This is a genomic window from Citrobacter amalonaticus, assembly GCF_001559075.2.
Classification (GTDB): Bacteria; Pseudomonadota; Gammaproteobacteria; order Enterobacterales; family Enterobacteriaceae; genus Citrobacter_A; species Citrobacter_A amalonaticus_F.
Window position 1 is genome coordinate 1,773,110 of the sequence record NZ_CP014015.2, and the last position, 17,780, is coordinate 1,790,889.

Sequence of the window (17,780 nt, forward strand, 5' to 3'; positions counted from 1 at the left end):
TGTGCGTTCAGTCGAAAAAATGGCCTAAAACGTGATCAATTTAACACCTTGCTCATTGACCGTAAAGAAAGATGCGCTACAGACAAGTGTAGCACCAATCGCTTCGCGTAAATTCTGAAGTACGCCCGGACGGTTTCTCGTCATTAAATACTGCCAGCCGCAACACAGCGTCTTATCCTTGACTTACCTTTGACCGTAACACTGACATCCCACTTGTAAGGATGTTAGGATGAACCACGGACGATAATGACGGTAACAAGCATGTTAGACAATGTTTTAAGAATTGCCACACGCCAAAGCCCCCTTGCGCTCTGGCAGGCACATTATGTCAAAGACGCTCTGATGGCGAGCCATCCCGGCCTGGTCGTGGAGCTGGTGCCTATGGTGACGCGTGGTGATGTCATTCTTGATACCCCACTGGCGAAAGTAGGCGGCAAAGGCCTGTTCGTAAAAGAGCTGGAAGTTGCGCTGCTCGAAAAACGCGCCGACATCGCGGTGCACTCAATGAAAGATGTACCGGTTGAATTCCCGGAAGGCCTGGGACTGGTCACTATCTGTGAACGCGAAGATCCGCGCGACGCCTTTGTCTCGAACACTTATAACACCCTTGATGAACTGCCTGCCGGCAGCATCGTGGGCACTTCCAGTTTGCGCCGCCAGTGTCAGCTGGCAGAACGCCGTCCGGATCTCGTCATTCGTTCACTGCGCGGCAATGTTGGCACCCGCCTGAGTAAGCTGGATAACGGCGACTACGACGCCATTATCCTGGCCGTTGCCGGTTTAAAACGTTTAGGGCTGGAATCGCGTATCCGCACAGCGCTACCGCCAGAAGTGTCGCTGCCTGCCGTAGGGCAAGGCGCGGTTGGCATCGAATGCCGCCTCGACGATAGCCGGACTCAGGCGCTGCTGGCGCCGCTGAATGATGAAATCACCGCACTTCGCGTCAAAGCCGAGCGCGCCATGAACACCCGCCTGGAAGGGGGCTGTCAGGTGCCAATTGGCAGCTATGCTGAAATCATTGATGGTGAGATTTGGCTACGCGCGCTGGTCGGTTCGCCAGACGGTTCACAAATGGTACGCGGAGAACGCCGTGGCTCGCCCGATCAGGCGGAGCAGATGGGCATTTCGCTGGCCGAAGAGCTGCTGGATAACGGCGCGCGCGCGATTCTGACCGAAGTTTATAACGGAGAATCCCCCGCATGAGTATCCTGGTCACCCGCCCGTCTCCCGCAGGGGAAGAGTTAGTGAGCCGTCTGCGCACACTGGGGCAGGAGGCCTGGAGTTTTCCGCTCATCGAATTTACCCCGGGGCAGGATTTATCGCGACTGGCCGGGGTGTTTTCGACGATCACTGATAACGATCTGCTCTTTGTGCTGTCACAGCACGCGGTCTCTTTTGCCCATGCGCAACTGGAACGCGAAGGGCTGAAGTGGCCCGCCGCCGCGCGCTATTTTGCTATTGGTCGCACGACCGCCCTGGCGCTGCATACCGTCAGCGGATACGACATTCGCTATCCGCTGGATCGGGAAATCAGCGAAGTCTTGCTACAATTACCTGAATTACAAAATATTGCGGGCAAACGTGCGCTGATCTTACGCGGCAACGGCGGTCGGGAGCTATTAGGCGAAACCCTGGCGGCACGCGGAGCGGATGTCACGTTTTATGAATGTTATCAACGTAGTGCTAAACATTACGATGGGGCACAAGAAGCGATGCGCTGGCAGTCGCGCGGCGTGACAACGATAGTGGTCACCAGCGGGGAAATGCTGCAACAGCTTAACGCGCTGATCCCGCCGTGGTATCGCGAAAACTGGTTACTACGCTGTCGGCTTATTGTCGTCAGCGAGCGTCTGGCGCACCTCGCCCGGGAACTGGGCTGGCAAGATATTAAGGTCGCTGATAACGCCGACAACGATGCGCTACTGCGCGCATTACAATAACTCTCATAATGGGAAGCCATAATGACGGAACAAGAAAAATCCTCCGCCGTGGTTGAAGAGACCAGGGAGGCCGTGGAGACTCAGCCACAGCCAGCTACTGCAGAAAAAAAGAGTAAAAACGGCACTGCGCTGATCCTGAGTGCGGTGGCAATCGCCATCGCGCTGGCAGCCGGTGTTGGGCTCTATGGCTGGGGAAAACAACAGGCGACCACGCAGACCGCCACCAGCGATGCGCTGGCTACTCAACTGACCGCGCTGCAAAAAGCGCAGGAAAGCCAAAAGGCGGAGCTGGAAGGCGTCATTAAACAGCAGGCGGCGCAGCTGGAGCAGGCCAACCGTCAGCAAACTGAACTGGCGAAACAGCTGGATGAAGTCCAACAGAAAGTCGCCACTATCTCCGGCAGCGATGCCAAAACGTGGCTGCTCGCACAGGCCGATTTTCTGGTCAAGCTGGCCGGACGTAAGCTGTGGAGCGATCAGGATGTGACGACAGCGGCCGCGCTGCTGAAGAGCGCAGATGCCAGCCTCGCGGACATGAACGATCCCAGCCTGATTACCGCACGCCGGGCAATCACCGATGATATCGCCAGTCTTTCCTCTGTCGCTCAGGTGGATTACGACGGCATCATCCTGAAAATTAATCAGCTTTCTAATCAGATCGATAACCTGCGTCTGGCGGATAACGACAGCGACGGTTCGCCAATGGACGCCGACAGCCCTGAGCTTTCCAGTTCAATCAGCGAATGGCGCGTCAATCTGCAAAAAAGCTGGCAGAATTTTATGGACAGCTTTATCACCATCCGCCGCCGCGATGACACCGCGGTCCCGCTGTTAGCGCCGAATCAGGATGTCTATCTGCGGGAAAACATCCGCTCTCGTCTGCTGGTTGCCGCCCAGGCGGTACCGCGTCATCAGGAAGAGACCTACCGTCAGGCGCTGGATAACGTCTCCACCTGGGTACGTGCTTACTACGATACCGACGACGCCACGACAAAAGCCTTCCTTGAAGAAGTGGACAAGCTGAGTCAGCAGAGCATCACGATGGACGTACCGGAAACGCTACAAAGCCAGGCGATCCTCGAAAAATTGATGCAAACCCGTGTGCGTAACCTGCTGGCACAACCGGGCGCCGCGCCATCTGAAGCGACACCTGCGCCTGAAGCACCCCAGGCAGAAACCCCGGCAGCCGCGCCGCAAGGAGAATAATGATGCTAAAAGTATTGTTGCTCTTTGTGCTGCTGATCGCGGGTATCGTGATCGGCCCGATGATTGCCGGTCATCAGGGTTACGTCCTGATCCAGACCGACACGTACAACATTGAAACCAGCGTGACCGGGCTGGTCATCATCCTGATCCTTGCGATGGTGGTACTGTTTGCCATCGAATGGCTGCTGCGTCGCCTCTTCCGTACCGGCGCACATACGCGCGGCTGGTTTGTGGGTCGCAAACGTCGTCGCGCCCGCAAACAGACCGAACAGGCGCTGTTGAAACTGGCGGAAGGAGACTATCAGCAGGTTGAGAAGCTGATGGCGAAAAATGCCGATCATGCTGAACAGCCGGTAGTGAACTACCTGCTTGCCGCTGAAGCAGCGCAACAGCGTGGTGACGAAGCACGCGCGAACCAACATCTGGAACGTGCGACAGAACTCGCGGGCAACGACACGATCCCGGTTGAGATTGCGCGTGTCCGCCTGCAACTGGCGCGCAATGAGAATCATGCCGCGCGCCACGGCGTGGATAAATTGCTGGAGGTGACGCCGCGTCATCCGGAAGTATTGCGTCTGGCGGAACAGGCCTACATTCGCACCGGAGCCTGGAGCTCGCTGCTGGATATCATCCCGTCAATGGCGAAAGCGAACGTCGGTGATGAAGAGCATCGTGCGATGCTGGAACAGCAGGCGTGGATTGGTCTGATGGATCAGGCACGCGCCGATCAGGGCAGCGATGGTCTACGTGAGTGGTGGAAAAACCAGAGCCGCAAAACCCGCCATCAGGTTGCCCTGCAGGTGGCCATGGCCGAGCATCTGATTGAATGCGACGATCACGACATGGCGCAGCAAATCATTATCGACGGTCTGAAGCGTCAGTATGACGATCGCCTGGTGCTGCCGATTCCGCGGCTGAAAACCAATAACCCGGAACAGCTGGAGAAAGTCCTGCGTCAGCAGATCAAGACCGTTGGCGATCGCCCGCTGCTGTGGAGCACGCTGGGTCAGTCGCTGATGAAGCACGGCGAATGGCAGGAAGCGACCGTTGCCTTCCGCGCAGCGCTGAAGCAGCGCCCGGACGCGTACGATTACGCCTGGCTTGCCGACGCGCTCGACCGCCTGCATCAACCGGAAGAAGCGGCCACCATGCGCCGTGACGGCTTGATGCTGACGTTACAGAACACGCCCCCGCAGTAACGCCCTGATGCCCGGTGGCGCTACGCGCTCCGGGCATTAATCAAAGACACAAAATCATTCAGGATGCATCGAGGCGGCCAGTCTGAGGATCCCCGGAAGCTTACTTAAGTCAGTGACCGGGGCAAGCAGGCGCAGCCAACAAAGAGGCAGCCTGAAGGATGACGTGCATTCATAAAAAAACGCCTGCTCTAAAAGAGCAGGCGTTAAACAGGTCTGTATGACAACATAAATGGGTGCTTCACTCAACGTTATGTCCATGGTGTTTGATGAGGCCGAAGCGACATCTGTCTGTGGACGATAAGCACCGTAAACGGCTCTGCATCATTCCTGAGTTTATGAGGCACTATGGCGAGCATAAGAGATGGAATGAGCATCTACCCGTCTATTATTGCACATTGCGTGCCAGGATTGCACCGCTAAAAATAGGGATTACGGTATTTCACTATCCCTGTACTGGCGCGGGTTGTCGGCGATTTTCCCTTTTTCTTCCCGCCGTGAATACACCACATTGTCGCTCAGCAGAGACAGATCTCGTCCGATACGCAAAAGTTTTGAAATATCAGAATGTTAATCGTCACCAAATGGCGACAATGGCAAACAGGGTTGTCTCAGGGAAGCAACAGGGGAAAAGAAGAAGAAAGAGAGTGGCGTAGAAAAAGAAAAACCCCGCCGAAGCGGGGTTCAAAATTGGTCGGCGAGAGAGGATTCGAACCTCCGACCCACTGGTCCCAAACCAGTTGCGCTACCAAGCTGCGCTACTCGCCGATGTACTGCTTTTTGAATTTTTAGTTCAACTCTTTAAGTCGTGGTGCGAGGGGGGGGACTTGAACCCCCACGTCCGTAAGGACACTAACACCTGAAGCTAGCGCGTCTACCAATTCCGCCACCTTCGCATTTCACAACTTTTAATGATGGGGTGGCTAATGGGATTCGAACCCACGACAACTGGAATCACAATCCAGGGCTCTACCAACTGAGCTATAGCCACCACTACAAATCTATTTACGCGGTATCGAAACCACCGCAGCTCCAGCACCGGGTGAATGGTGCGCCCGACAGGATTCGAACCTGAGACCTCTGCCTCCGGAGGGCAGCGCTCTATCCAGCTGAGCTACGGGCGCTTAGCGCCGTTGCGGGGGTGGATAATACGGACTTCACACCCCGCTGTCTAGTGCCTTTTTAAATAAAATGCGCGTTTGGTTACGCTTTGCGCGTTTTGTCGCTTATTCCCCCGTTTTCTGGGCGATCCCCTGACGGTTGAGGCCAAAAACCTTGTAAACAGCCGTCACGGCGAGCAGGAAGATGATGCCGACAAACAGCGACATACGGGTATCTTCATTAAAGTACATGCCGATCAGAACGCAAACCAGGAAAGCCATCGTCAAATAGTTTGCCCACGGGAACAGAATCGAACGGAACGGATGGCTGGCCATCGCCGCTTTATGCGCCCGACGAAAACGCAGCTGGCTAATCAGGATCACAAACCACGGCACCATCCCCGGCAGCACACTCGCACTATAAACATAGACGAAGACGCGCTGTGGATTAGGAATGATGTAGTTCAGGCACGAACCGACCAGCAGGATCACAATCGACAGCGCGACACCCGCCACCGGAACGCCATGACGGGAGACTTTCGCCATCGCCGCCGGCAGTTGACGGTTCTTCGCCAGCGCGTAGAGCATACGTCCACAGCTGTACATTCCGCTGTTACAGCCAGATAGCGCGGCGGTCAGCACAACAAAGTTGATAATCGCCGCCGCGGTAGTGATACCAATTTTGGCAAAGGTCAGGACGAACGGACTGCCGTTGCTGCCAATTTCGTTCCACGGGAAGATAGTGACGATCACGAAAATCGCGCCCACGTAGAAGATCAGAATACGCCACAGCACTTTACCTACCGCGCTACGCAGCGTGACCTGCGGGTTTTTGGCTTCGCCCGCCGTAATCCCGATCAGCTCCACGCCCTGATAAGAGGCGACCACAATACACAATGCGGTGAGGAAGCCTTTCCAGCCACCGGCAAAGAAACCGCCGTGCCCGGTCAGGTTACCAAAGCCAATCGGCTGACCACCGTTGCCGAGACCGAAGAAAATCACGCCCAGACCCACCACAATCATCACGATGATGGTGGTGACTTTAATCATCGCAAACCAGAACTCGATTTCGCCATACAGACGAACGGCCGCCAGGTTTGCCAGCGCCACCAGTCCAACGGCAATCAGCGCGGGTATCCATTGCGCCATCTCCGGAAACCAGAACTGAACATAGACGCCGATCGCGGTGATCTCCGAAATACCGACCGCCATCCACATAAACCAGTATGACCACGCGGTGAGATAACCGAAGAACGGGCTCATGTAACGGTGAGCGTAAACGGCGAAAGAACCGGCAACCGGCTCCAGGAACAGCATCTCGCCCATTGAACGCATAATGAAAAAGACGAACAGGCCGGCGACAATATATGCCAGCAGTACCGAGGGTCCTGCCCACTTCAGGGTGCTTGCCGCCCCCATAAACAGGCCGACGCCAATGGTGCCCCCGAGGGCAATCAATTCGATATGACGAGCCTCCAGCCCACGCTGTAGCTCAGGTTTTTTCTCTGCCATAAATCCTCTTGTCGTGTTTACATGCTTTCCGGCATCGCCGGTTATTGTTATGGGTACATCGCTGGGGGCGCATGTTTTCGCAAATTTGGCAAAATGGCAAACGAAGCATTAAAAAAATGCATGTTTCAGGTAATAACGGAGCAAAAATGCGGCAGCGAGGTAGCGCATGAAGCAGAATGCGCTACCCGCATGAGAAAGGAGTTTTAGATATTTCCGCTGTAGTGCCAGCGCAGGTAACGCAGTAAACGGAGCTGACGGGTAATGCGGCTCGGCTGCGACAGCAGGCGATACAGCCACTCCAGCCCCAGATTCTGCCACACTTTCGGCGCGCGTTTTACATGACCGGTGAAAACGTCATAGGTACCGCCGACGCCCATATAGAGCGCATGCGGATGCACCTGACGGCAATCGCGCATAAAAATTTCCTGTTTCGGCGATCCCATCGCCACGGTAACGATTTTCGCCCCACTGGCATGGATTTGCTCAAACAGCGCAGGGCGCTGCTCCGGCGTAAAATAGCCGTCCTGGCTGCCGACAATGTTCACATTCCATTGGGTGCGCAGTTTCGCTTGCGTTTGCGCCAGCACTTCCGGCTTTCCGCCAACCAGGAATACCGGCGTGCCTTCCTCGCCCGCACGGGCCATCAACGCTTCCCAGAGATCGGCACCCGCCACGCGAGAAACCTGGGCATGCGGAAATTTTTTGCGTATTGAGCGTACGACGCTGATCCCGTCGGCATATTTATACTCAGCCGCCTCAATCAGGGTACGAACTTCCGGGTTATCTTCCGCTGTCAGGACCTTTTCTGCGTTAATCGCCACCAGCGTACCTTGCTTAAGCTGGCCGCCAGCATAGAGATAATCCAGCGCATGGTGCATATCACGCCAGCCAATCAGCTGGAGTCCGCGCAGATCGTAAATCGGTGCCGTTGTATTATCAGTCATTGCTATCCTTCAACCCGTTTGTCTGGCAGGGCTCGCAAACGTTTATGGATCAGTCCGGCCTGGTCAAACAGCCAGAACAGAAGTTTTGCCACCAGCAAACAGGCACCAAAAACCACCAGGAAAAAAACAACACGCGAGACAAACGAGTCCAGTCCCTCTCGCGCCAGCACGATCATATTGAAAATCGCGCCAAAGCAAAAACTATGCAAAATCGCGGCCTTGTAGCGGTTGGTCTCACGATTGCCCAGCTCGTACAGCCAGTCGAACCATTTGATGATCAACCCCACCACAACCGCGCCCAGTGGGATAAACAGCGCACCGCCCATCACCACCAGCGAACCAATCAGCGTTGGCGAGATCGCCAGACCGGAATGGTTGTTCAACACTTCCCACGTAAAGTAGTTCGCCGTATTCAGCACCACGCTCGGCCGCCCCGGCCACAGCCAGGAAGGAATAAAGACGTAGAAATCACGGGCAATTGGCGCCAGCCCCTGGAAGTCGATTTTGTCGTAGTTTTGCAGCAGCAGCGCCAGGTTCTCCCACGGGGAAAACGTGTCGCGGGTGAGATAGAGAAACGTGTAGAACGCCTCGTCGCCGCTAACATTCAGCCCGTAACGCTTCAGCGCCAGCCAGAACATACCGACAATCCCCAGCACGCCTGCTGCCGCCAGCATCCACAGCGAGATCCAGCCGCGAATAATGCCGATAAACAGGAAGATGGCGAAGGCAATGATGATATTGGCGCGCGTGCCGCCGACAATCATATACGTCAACAGGCCAAATGCGACGGTGCTGACCAGGAAGAACAGCCACGCTTTGCTGTCCTGGCGCAGGAAATAGACCACCAGCATTGCCGGGATGAAAAAGTAAAAGAAGCGTTTTAACGCCACGCCGGAAACTTCGCTGGAGAAAATCTGGCTATACGACTGCAGGCGGAACAGCAAAAAGCCGTTATGCATGAAGAAGATGCCCACGCTGATCAGCGCAATCCCCATCAGAATCATCCAGGTGAGATGGGTTTCCACCCGATTCATCGTGAACAGCGGTGTATGCGGCGCGTCCGCAACCCGTTTGCGTAAGCGGGTCTTATAGGTCACATAGTAGATCGCGTAGAAACAGGCAGCGGAAAGCAGCGCCTGTAGCAGAATTTCCGGCGGTGCGACAGCGACGTCAAAGCGGAACGCCAGCACGCTGGTCAGCGGAAAGCCAAAAAAGAAGGTCAGCAAAAACAGCAGCGAGAAAAACACGTTGAAATTAAAGCGTACGCGGCGGAATTCAAACCAGGTTAGCGTGGCGATAAACAACGTGGAGAGGAGCCAGACGACAAACAGGCCGCTGAACTGCATCAGACTCATAGCGCCTCCCCTGCGGCAACCTGCAACGCGTGATGCCAGGGCTGCAAATAGTTCGGGCTAAAGAAGGTAATGGTATTTTTATCCACTGACGCCAGCTGGCGCTGCGCCTCGCGCACCACCTGTTCGTTCAGCGCATCGCTCGTAAACAGCACCGGAAGATGCTGTTCCACCATGTCCTGCCAGAAGGGATTCTCGCGGTTCAACACACACGGCACGCCAGCCTGAATCAGCAAGCATAAAGTGCCAATCCCCTGCTGACGGGCAAAAATAAAGTACCCAAGATCGCACTGCCGGAGCAGCGCCAGATAGTCGTCGAACGCCAGTTTGTCGCTGAGGATCTGTAGGTTATCTGCGCTGAACAGTTTCAGCCCCGCCTGACGGACGTCCGCAATATACGCCTCGTTATGCGCTGGATAGCCCATCGGGACAATCACATTTACCGTATCGCCAAACTGCTGATGCACCGCCCGCAGCGCGGCAATATGTTCGTTGCTGCGATCGCCTGAGTTACCCACCAGAATGGTCATTTTTCCGCTGCGTTGGCGATCGTTCACCATATTGTTGAGCGAGGGATCCATTCGCGTCGGGAAATAGAGCAGTTCCCCTGGCACGCGCGGATGCTGTTGGGCGAAATAGTTCAGATCGCCACGGGTGGCAAAAACGCCCCCAACACGGCTTTGCGCCAGACGGCGAAGCGGATAAAACAGTTTGAATTTCAGCCCACTGGAGACTTCATACAGATCCGCGCCCCAGATGTGCCAGTAAAACTGACCGGGTTTAATTCCGCCGCTCAGTAACGCCAGCCACAGCGCCGTATTAAACTGACCGTGGAAGAAGAAGCGCTGCTGTCTGTTCGCTTTGGCTTGCGCTATCACCGCTTCCGCCAGCGATTTTTTACCGCTGTAGAAACGGATGGAGAGCGCCGGGCAACTTTCCGTCAGCCCGGTATCCTGACCGGCGACCATAAAGACACGGGCATGCTCGCTGGTCGATGCCAGCGTATCGTTGAAAAACCGCAGCACGGTTTGATTATGGTGAGGGATATCCGATCCCAGTACGTGAATCAGTACAGTCATGCCCGCCTACGCCAGAGTATAAATACGCAACAACACAGAGAGAAATAGACGACATACGTGGCCATATAGGCCTGTGCCGCACCCAGCGCGCCATGTGCTGGGATCAGCCAGTGCGCAAATGCCGTCAATAAAATGAACTGGCTGATTTCAGCCAAAATATAAAACCGCAGTGACGCTTTGGCGATCACCAGATAACCGAAGACATATGCCCCGACTTTCAGCACATCTCCGACCAACTGCCAGGCAAACAGATCGCGCATGGCGGTGAATTTCTCAGAGAACAGCAGCCAGATAGCAAAATCACGCAGCAGCCAGACGGTGAAACTCGCGGCAGCCACCGCAGGCAGAACAAACTTCAGCGACTTCACCACTTCCCGTGTGATGTCCCGCTTTTCGGTAAGGCGCGACAGCGTCGGCAACAGGTAAACGCTGAACGAGGCGGTAATAAATTGTAGGTAAGCATCCGAGATACTGCTCACCCCTTGCCAGATCCCGACGTCATCCCAACTGTAGTGCGCCGCCAACAAGTTTCGCATCATCACATACGCCACCGGCAGCGTGACGGAGGTGATCAGCGCCATCAGGGTAAACTTGCTGAGCTGACCCGCCAGTCCCTTGTCCCAGGATGGCCGCAGATAGTGCAGCGGGATCATCCCGCGCTTCATCAGCATGGCTGCTGCCGGGATCACCACCAGTGCGGGCACCAGCGCCAGGCCGAGCAGCGCGCCTTCATAGCCGCCCAGCCGGTAACAGCCATAATAGGCGACAACGCCCACCAGACTGCCAACAATCAGTGACAGCGCATTCCCGGCCGCATCGCGAAATCCTTTCATCAACGCCAGCAGCAGGTTGGCCCAGGCAATTCCCATCTGCACCAGCGCTACTAAGCGCACTAACCCCTGATACTGAGTATGTCCAAACAGTCCCTGGCTAATCGGTGCCGCCGCGAGCAGAAACACCAACGCCAGCAGCGTCGAAAAACCCAGCACCATGGCCGAGGATGTCCCGACCACCCGCCGCAGTTGTTCGGGGTTATCGTGAGACTGCGCAACGTATTTGGTGACGCCGTTGAAAATCCCGGCCCCCGCCAGGACACCGAGCACGGTGACCATCTGACGGAAATTTCCCGCTTGCCCGACGCCAGCCGGGCCGAATGACACCGCCAGCAGCTTAACGACCAGTAACCCCGCGCCAATTTTGACCAGCGTGCTGGCCGCCGTCCACAAGGACGCTTTCGCAAGCGACATATCAGGCGAAATAGTTCAGCAATGTCGTGATCACCGTGCGCTGATTCACTGCCGACAGGTTATAGAACAGCGGCAGGCGCAGCAGACGTTCGCTCTCTTTGGTGGTGTAGCGGTCCTCGCCGGAGAATTCACCAAACTTGTCGCCAGCCGGGCAGTCATGCAGCGGAATGTAGTGGAACACCGCCATAATCTCGGCTTCTTTCAGGAAGTTAATCAGCGCGCTACGATCGTCAATGTCGCGCAGCTTGATATAAAACATATGGGCGTTCTGTTTGCAGTCATCCGGAATGGATGGCAATTCAATTCTGCCCGCACGCGCCAGCGGTGCGAGGGCATCGTAGTAGGTCTGCCACAACGCCAGACGTTGCTGATTAATGCGGTCCGCCGCTTCCAGTTGCGCCCAGAGATAAGCGGCCTGTAGATCGGACATCAAATAGCTGGAACCGATATCGCGCCAGGTATATTTGTCGACCTGGCCACGGAAGAACTGGCTGCGGTTAGTGCCTTTTTCACGAATGATTTCCGCACGCTCGATAAGGTGACGATCGTTAATCAGCGTTGCGCCGCCTTCGCCGCCGGCGGTGTAGTTTTTGGTTTCGTGGAAACTGAAGCAGCCGATGTGACCAATCGTTCCCAGCGCCCGACCTTTGTAAGTCGACATCACCCCCTGCGCGGCGTCTTCTACCACAAACAGGTTGTACTTATCCGCCAGCGCCATGATGGCGTCCATCTCACAGGCCACGCCCGCATAATGCACAGGCACAATCGCCCGCGTTTTTTCGGTGATCGCCGCTTCAATGCGTGTTTCGTCGATGTTCATGGTATCCGGGCGGATATCCACAAAGATGATTTTAGCGCCGCGCAGCACAAAGGCATTCGCGGTCGACACGAAGGTGTAACTCGGCATGATCACTTCATCACCCGGCTGGATATCCAGCAGCAGTGCCGCCATCTCCAGTGAGGCGGTACAGGAAGGCGTCAGCAGCACCTTCGCGCTGCCAAAACGCTGCTCCAGCCACTGCTGGCAACGGCGGGTAAAGCCGCCATCGCCGCACAGTTTGCCGCTGCCCATCGCGGACTGCATATAGTCGAGTTCGGTTCCCACCACCGGCGGTGCGTTAAACGGAATCATGTTGTCACCTGTATAACCAGTATGCAGTGCTTTCTACATTCGCACCGCTTTGTATATAACGTTTAAGCGCGGCGGTGTTGCCCATCTGGGTCGCCACCCGCAATGTTGTTTTGCCGCGCGCCTGCGCCCAGCCAATCGCCGCCTGCATCAGCTCTTCCCCAGCGCCACGCCCGGCGAGCAAGCCGATTCGCGCCTCGCGATCATCCAGTTCACGCAGCGAGACATAGCCGCGAATATCCCCGTTTGAGGTGCGAAGAACCAGACACTGATGATCGAACGTGCCGCGCACCGCGTTTTCAATCCACTGCGCATAAAAGCGGGCGCTGGCGTCAGCCGCGTACCACGGCGTGCGAAAGCGACTTTGCGCAAAAGCCGCCGCCGCGAGCTGGCGCAACGCCGGAATGTCCGTCAGTTGTGCAATTTCTGCGCCAGTTTGCCCACCCATTTCCCCGACGCTGACGGCAAGATCCACTTCCCCTTCCACTAGCGCGAAACCCAGTTGTTGCAGGGCATCCAGCCCGGCGGTATCAGCCGCCGGAATTTTAGCCTGTACCCGTGACCAGGCCTGTAAGGCGTCTGCGGTCAATAACGGTGCCGCCGGATCCAGTCGGACAATGGCGCTGTTGACGCCAAAGAAGTGGTTTTCCCAGCCCAGCGGCTCAATACTGGCGTGGACGTGCACGAAGCAGCTCCAGTAAATATTGGCCGTAGCCCGTTTTCGCCAGCGCGCTGGCGGCACGTTTCACACCGTCATCATCCAGCCAGCCATTGCGCCAGGCAATCTCTTCCAGACAGGCGATTTTGAATCCCTGACGCTTTTCAACCGTCTGCACAAAGGTGCTCGCCTCAATCAGGCTGTCATGCGTTCCCGTATCAAGCCAGGCAAAACCGCGCCCCAGCAGCTCAACGGTCAGATTGCCTGCGTCAAGGTACATCTGATTGATAGACGTGATCTCCAGTTCGCCGCGTTCAGACGGTTTCACACGCTTTGCGTACTCCACCACCTTGCTGTCGTAGAAATAGAGTCCGGTCACCGCCCAGTTAGATTTAGGCTGCTTCGGTTTCTCTTCTAACGAGATGGCGCGGAAATGATCATCAAACTCCACCACGCCAAACCGTTCTGGATCCATCACCTGATAGCCAAACACGGTCGCCCCTTCGGTACGTGCTGCGACATGGCGCAATTTAGGGCTGAACCCTTGGCCGAAGAAGATATTGTCGCCTAACACCAGGCAGGAAGGTTCGCCGTTAAGGAACGTCTCACCGATGATAAACGCCTGCGCCAGGCCATCCGGACTCGGTTGTTCGGCATACTGCAAATGAATGCCAAATTCAGAACCGTCGCCTAACAGACGCTGAAAATACCCTTTATCTTCCGGCGTGGTGATAATCAGGATCTCACGAATACCTGCCAGCATGAGCACCGATAACGGATAATAAATCATCGGCTTATCGTAAATGGGGAGCAGCTGTTTCGACACGCCGCGCGTGATAGGATGCAAACGGGTGCCGGAGCCGCCCGCCAGAATGATACCTTTCATGCCTTCCTCCTCCGGGAAATTAGCCCTTCAGACCTAAACGTTGCCCCTGATAGCTACCGTCCTGCACGGGCTTCCACCAGGCCTCATTCGCCAGATACCACTGCACGGTTTTACGCATACCGCTTTCAAAGGTTTCCTGCGGCGTCCAGCCAAGCTCACGGGCGATTTTGGACGCATCAATGGCGTAACGTAAGTCGTGACCAGGACGATCGTCCACAAAGGTAATCAGGTCGCGGTAGTGTGCGATACCCTGCGGTTTGTTCGGCGCCAGCGTTTCCAGCAGGTCGCAAATCGTCTCAACCACGTCCAGATTCTTACGCTCGTTATGGCCGCCAATGTTATACGTTTCACCGACTTCTCCGGTGGTCGCCACGCAGTACAGCGCTCTCGCATGATCGTCCACATACAGCCAGTCGCGGACCTGCTGTCCGTTGCCATACACCGGCAGCGGTTTGCCCGCCAGCGCATTAAGAATCATCAGCGGGATCAGTTTTTCCGGGAAGTGATATGGGCCATAGTTGTTGGAGCAGTTGGTAATGAGCGTCGGGAAACCGTAGGTACGCAACCAGGCGCGCACCAGGTGATCGCTGCTGGCTTTTGATGCGGAATAGGGACTGCTTGGGGCGTACGGCGTCGTCTCGGTAAAGAAATCATCCGCTGAGTGCAGATCGCCATACACCTCGTCCGTCGAGATGTGGTGGAAGCGAAACGCCGATTTTTTCTCGTCAGCCCGTTCACTCCAGTACGCCCGCGCCGCTTCCAGCAACGTGTAGGTGCCAACAATGTTAGTTTCGATAAACGCCGCCGGACCGTCGATAGAGCGATCGACGTGGCTTTCGGCGGCCAGGTGCATCACGCAGTCTGGCTGATACTGTTGAAAAACCCGATCCAGCGAAGCGCGATCGCAAATATCCACTTTCTCGAAAGCAAAGCGCTCGCTCTGCGCAACCGGCGCCAGCGACATCAGATTGCCGGCGTAGGTGAGTTTATCCACCACCACGACCGCATCTGCCGTCTCATTAATGATATGCCGTACCACCGCTGAGCCGATGAAACCTGCGCCACCCGTCACCAGAATCCGTTTCATTAACGCCACACTCCTTTGGTATCCACGACGTACTGCTGCGGCACCGCATCGCCCTGAATGGCTTTAAACTGGCTATGATCGACCAGCATCACCAGCACGTCGGCAGTCGCCAGCGCGTCGTTCAGTTCGGCAAGAGTGCAAAGACCGTCCAGCTTTTTCGGCAACTGGTGAATGTTCGGTTCCACCACCAGCGTTTCACCGCTGTGCCACTGGGCGATGCTTTTTGCGATCCCCATTGCCGGGCTTTCACGCAAATCGTCGATATTAGGTTTAAATGCGAGGCCAAAACAGGCGATTCTCACTTCGCTGGCGCGCTTGTTCGTCGCCGCCAGGCAGTCCGCAACGGCGGCTTTGACCTGATCGACAACCCAGTGCGGTTTACCGTCGTTCACTTCACGCGCGGTACGGATCAGACGCGACTGCAGCGGATTCTGCGCCACGATAAACCACGGGTCGACAGCAATACAGTGCCCGCCCACACCCGGTCCCGGCTGGAGAATGTTGACGCGCGGATGGCGGTTCGCCAGGCGAATCAGTTCCCAGACGTTAATCCCCTGCTCGGCGCAAATCAGCGACAGTTCGTTAGCAAAGGCGATATTGACGTCGCGGAAGCTGTTTTCCGTCAGCTTGCACATTTCGGCCGTACGGGAATTGGTCACCACGCACTCGCCTTCAAGGAATATTTTGTACAGCTCACTGGCACGCGCCGAGCACACTGGCGTCATGCCGCCGATGACCCGGTCATTTTTGATCAGTTCAACCATTACCTGACCCGGCAGAACGCGCTCAGGGCAATAGGCGATATTCACATCCGCCTGCTCGCCCGCCTGCTGCGGGAAAGTGAGATCCGGACGCATTTCGGCCAGCCACGCCGCCATCTGTTCGGTCGCGCCAACCGGAGAGGTCGACTCGAGGATCACCAGCGCGCCCTTTTTCAGCACCGGCGCAACGGATTTCGCCGCTGCTTCGACATAGGTCATATCCGGCTCATGCTCACCTTTAAACGGCGTCGGTACGGCAATCAGATACGCATCGGCATCGACAGGGGTCGTGGTGGCGCGCAGAAAACCGCCTTCCACCGCCGTTTTCACGACGTTATCCAGATCCGGCTCAACAATATGGATTTCACCGCGGTTGATGGTCTCCACTGCATGCGGGTTAACGTCCACCCCAATCACCTGCTTTTGGCGCGAAGCAAAGGCAGCCGCCGTCGGCAAACCGATATAGCCCAACCCAATAACAGAAATGGTAGAAAAACTCATAGTGATACCCGATTGTTTTTTAACGCGTGTAAAATGCGGCCACAGGCCTGCCCGTCACCGTAAGGGTTATGGGCGCGGCTCATGGCCTGATATTCGTTTTCGTCATGCAGCAAGCGCGTGACTTCTTCAACAATACGCCGTGAGTCGGTCCCCACCAGACGCACCGTGCCCGCCGTAATGGCCTCGGGTCGTTCGGTGGTTTCACGCATCACCAGCACCGGCTTACCCAGTGACGGCGCCTCTTCCTGAATCCCGCCGGAGTCCGTCAGAATCAGCCAGGCGTGATTCATTAGCCAGACAAAGGGCAGATAGTCCTGCGGTTCAATCAGCGTTACGTTGTTAACATGGCCGAGAATGCGGTTGACCGGCTCGCTGACGTTCGGGTTCAGGTGCACCGGATAGACAATCTGCACATCCTGATTGGCGGCCGCAATCTCCGCCAGCGCATGGCAAATCTGCTCAAATCCGCGACCAAAACTTTCGCGACGATGACCGGTCACCAGGATCAGCTTTTTATCCGAGCTGAGGAAGGGATACTGTTCGGCCAGTTCGGAACGTAGCGTATCGCTCGCCAGAACGCGATCGCGCACCCAGATCAGCGCATCGATCACCGTATTGCCGGTAACAAAGATGCGGCTGTCGGCAATATTCTCGCGCAGCAGGTTTTGTCGCGAGTTCTCCGTCGGCGCAAAGTGATACATCGCCAGATGCCCGGTCAGCGTACGGTTTGCCTCTTCCGGCCACGGGGAATAGAGATCGCCAGTGCGTAACCCGGCTTCGACATGGCCGACCGGTATACGTTGGTAAAAAGCGGCCAGGCTGGTCGCAATCGTGGTGGTGGTATCTCCGTGTACCAGTACCACATCCGGCTTGAAGTCAGCGAGGATAGGCTTCAGCCCTTCCAGTATCCGACAGGTTATCTCTGTCAATCCCTGACCTGGCTGCATGATGTTGAGATCGTAGTCAGGAACAATAGAAAAGAGATTCAATACCTGATCGAGCATCTCACGGTGCTGCGCGGTGACGCAGACTTTTGCGTCGAAATCAGGATCCTTTGCCAGCGCATGCACCAGAGGTGCCATTTTTATGGCTTCCGGTCGCGTGCCAAATACAGTCAGTACTTTCACATCGATTCTCTTCGAATAGTCAGTGAGGGCCCAGCCCCTCACTGCGGCAGTCGTG

Annotated in this window: 15 protein-coding genes and 4 tRNA genes; 4 read left to right on the forward strand and 15 right to left on the reverse strand. The window is 56.1% G+C overall.

The features are described from left to right. Positions 1 to 261: 261 nt before the first annotated feature. From hemC to hemY, 4 genes are read left to right on the forward strand one after another with little or no spacing between them, the layout of a single operon-like run. A complete protein-coding gene (gene hemC, locus AL479_RS08495) occupies positions 262 to 1,203 on the forward strand; it encodes a hydroxymethylbilane synthase (RefSeq protein WP_061075769.1) in 942 nt (313 codons plus the stop codon). Continuing rightward, a complete protein-coding gene (gene hemD / locus AL479_RS08500) occupies positions 1,200 to 1,940 on the forward strand; it encodes a uroporphyrinogen-III synthase (RefSeq protein ID WP_061075770.1) in 741 nt (246 codons plus the stop codon). The genes hemC and hemD overlap by 4 nt, the downstream gene beginning before the upstream one ends. A gap of 21 nt (positions 1,941 to 1,961) precedes the next feature. After that, positions 1,962 to 3,146 (forward strand): uroporphyrinogen-III C-methyltransferase, encoded by a 1,185-nt coding sequence (hemX, locus tag AL479_RS08505; protein ID WP_061075771.1) that lies wholly within the window; start codon positions 1,962 to 1,964, stop codon positions 3,144 to 3,146. 2 nt (positions 3,147 to 3,148) lie between these two features. Next, positions 3,149 to 4,345, forward strand: a complete 1,197-nt coding sequence (hemY, locus tag AL479_RS08510) for a protoheme IX biogenesis protein HemY (RefSeq protein WP_061075772.1) — start codon at positions 3,149 to 3,151, stop codon at positions 4,343 to 4,345. A gap of 688 nt (positions 4,346 to 5,033) precedes the next feature. Here hemY and AL479_RS08520 read toward each other — a convergent pair. From AL479_RS08520 to wecB, 15 genes are all read right to left on the reverse strand, one after another. Further along, positions 5,034 to 5,110, reverse strand: a tRNA-Pro gene (locus AL479_RS08520). Between the two features lie 41 nt (positions 5,111 to 5,151). Continuing rightward, a tRNA-Leu gene (locus AL479_RS08525) sits at positions 5,152 to 5,238 on the reverse strand. 19 nt (positions 5,239 to 5,257) lie between these two features. Beyond that, positions 5,258 to 5,333: transfer RNA gene (locus tag AL479_RS08530), tRNA-His, on the reverse strand. Positions 5,334 to 5,389: 56 nt separating this feature from the next. Next, positions 5,390 to 5,466, reverse strand: a tRNA-Arg gene (locus AL479_RS08535). Positions 5,467 to 5,568: 102 nt separating this feature from the next. Beyond that, entirely contained in the window at positions 5,569 to 6,954 is a 1,386-nt protein-coding gene (gene thrP, locus AL479_RS08540) for a bifunctional threonine/serine APC transporter ThrP (protein WP_061075773.1), read from the reverse strand. Positions 6,955 to 7,157: 203 nt separating this feature from the next. Then, positions 7,158 to 7,898, reverse strand: a complete 741-nt coding sequence (gene wecG, locus AL479_RS08550; protein WP_061075775.1) for a lipopolysaccharide N-acetylmannosaminouronosyltransferase — start codon at positions 7,896 to 7,898, stop codon at positions 7,158 to 7,160. Between the two features lie 2 nt (positions 7,899 to 7,900). Continuing rightward, the gene (gene wzyE, locus AL479_RS08555; protein ID WP_061075776.1) at positions 7,901 to 9,253 is read right to left on the reverse strand and encodes an ECA oligosaccharide polymerase; all 1,353 of its coding nucleotides are present in this window, start codon (positions 9,251 to 9,253) and stop codon (positions 7,901 to 7,903) included. Continuing rightward, complete coding sequence (locus AL479_RS08560) at positions 9,250 to 10,329, reverse strand: TDP-N-acetylfucosamine:lipid II N-acetylfucosaminyltransferase (RefSeq protein ID WP_061075777.1); 1,080 nt, start codon at positions 10,327 to 10,329, stop codon at positions 9,250 to 9,252. Before AL479_RS08560 ends, wzyE begins: the two co-directional genes overlap by 4 nt. Beyond that, positions 10,326 to 11,576: a lipid III flippase WzxE gene (wzxE, locus tag AL479_RS08565; RefSeq protein ID WP_061075778.1), complete on the reverse strand. Its 1,251-nt coding sequence runs from the start codon at positions 11,574 to 11,576 to the stop codon at positions 10,326 to 10,328. Before wzxE ends, AL479_RS08560 begins: the two co-directional genes overlap by 4 nt. A gap of 1 nt (position 11,577) precedes the next feature. Continuing rightward, positions 11,578 to 12,708 (reverse strand): dTDP-4-amino-4,6-dideoxygalactose transaminase, encoded by a 1,131-nt coding sequence (gene rffA / locus AL479_RS08570; RefSeq protein WP_061075779.1) that lies wholly within the window; start codon positions 12,706 to 12,708, stop codon positions 11,578 to 11,580. 4 nt (positions 12,709 to 12,712) lie between these two features. Beyond that, entirely contained in the window at positions 12,713 to 13,390 is a 678-nt protein-coding gene (rffC, locus tag AL479_RS08575) for a dTDP-4-amino-4,6-dideoxy-D-galactose acyltransferase (protein ID WP_061075780.1), read from the reverse strand. Further along, positions 13,368 to 14,249 carry a glucose-1-phosphate thymidylyltransferase RfbA gene (gene rfbA / locus AL479_RS08580; protein WP_061075781.1) on the reverse strand — a complete coding sequence of 294 codons (882 nt, stop codon included), beginning with the start codon at positions 14,247 to 14,249 and terminating at the stop codon, positions 13,368 to 13,370. The genes rffC and rfbA overlap by 23 nt, the downstream gene beginning before the upstream one ends. Positions 14,250 to 14,268: 19 nt before the next feature. Further along, positions 14,269 to 15,336, reverse strand: coding sequence for a dTDP-glucose 4,6-dehydratase (gene rffG, locus AL479_RS08585; RefSeq protein WP_061075782.1), 1,068 nt, complete (start codon positions 15,334 to 15,336; stop codon positions 14,269 to 14,271). Next, on the reverse strand, positions 15,336 to 16,598 hold the full coding sequence (gene wecC, locus AL479_RS08590; RefSeq protein WP_061075783.1) for a UDP-N-acetyl-D-mannosamine dehydrogenase: 1,263 nt from the start codon (positions 16,596 to 16,598) through the stop codon (positions 15,336 to 15,338). Before wecC ends, rffG begins: the two co-directional genes overlap by 1 nt. Continuing rightward, positions 16,595 to 17,725: a non-hydrolyzing UDP-N-acetylglucosamine 2-epimerase gene (wecB, locus tag AL479_RS08595; protein WP_061075784.1), complete on the reverse strand. Its 1,131-nt coding sequence runs from the start codon at positions 17,723 to 17,725 to the stop codon at positions 16,595 to 16,597. The genes wecC and wecB overlap by 4 nt, the downstream gene beginning before the upstream one ends. Positions 17,726 to 17,780 lie beyond the last annotated feature (55 nt).

What these genes read in the sequence shown, in the direction of transcription:
- rffA (WP_061075779.1), bottom strand. Translation starts at nt 12,708, where the DNA reads ATGATTCCGTTTAACGCACCGCCGGTGGTGGGAACCGAACTCGACTAT.
- hemY (WP_061075772.1), top strand. Translation starts at nt 3,149, where the DNA reads ATGCTAAAAGTATTGTTGCTCTTTGTGCTGCTGATCGCGGGTATCGTG.
- hemC (WP_061075769.1), top strand. Translation starts at nt 262, where the DNA reads ATGTTAGACAATGTTTTAAGAATTGCCACACGCCAAAGCCCCCTTGCG.
- hemX (WP_061075771.1), top strand. Translation starts at nt 1,962, where the DNA reads ATGACGGAACAAGAAAAATCCTCCGCCGTGGTTGAAGAGACCAGGGAG.
- rfbA (WP_061075781.1), bottom strand. Translation starts at nt 14,249, where the DNA reads ATGAAAGGTATCATTCTGGCGGGCGGCTCCGGCACCCGTTTGCATCCT.
- wecG (WP_061075775.1), bottom strand. Translation starts at nt 7,898, where the DNA reads ATGACTGATAATACAACGGCACCGATTTACGATCTGCGCGGACTCCAG.
- wzyE (WP_061075776.1), bottom strand. Translation starts at nt 9,253, where the DNA reads ATGAGTCTGATGCAGTTCAGCGGCCTGTTTGTCGTCTGGCTCCTCTCC.
- AL479_RS08560 (WP_061075777.1), bottom strand. Translation starts at nt 10,329, where the DNA reads ATGACTGTACTGATTCACGTACTGGGATCGGATATCCCTCACCATAAT.
- wecC (WP_061075783.1), bottom strand. Translation starts at nt 16,598, where the DNA reads ATGAGTTTTTCTACCATTTCTGTTATTGGGTTGGGCTATATCGGTTTG.
- thrP (WP_061075773.1), bottom strand. Translation starts at nt 6,954, where the DNA reads ATGGCAGAGAAAAAACCTGAGCTACAGCGTGGGCTGGAGGCTCGTCAT.
- hemD (WP_061075770.1), top strand. Translation starts at nt 1,200, where the DNA reads ATGAGTATCCTGGTCACCCGCCCGTCTCCCGCAGGGGAAGAGTTAGTG.
- wzxE (WP_061075778.1), bottom strand. Translation starts at nt 11,576, where the DNA reads ATGTCGCTTGCGAAAGCGTCCTTGTGGACGGCGGCCAGCACGCTGGTC.
- rffG (WP_061075782.1), bottom strand. Translation starts at nt 15,336, where the DNA reads ATGAAACGGATTCTGGTGACGGGTGGCGCAGGTTTCATCGGCTCAGCG.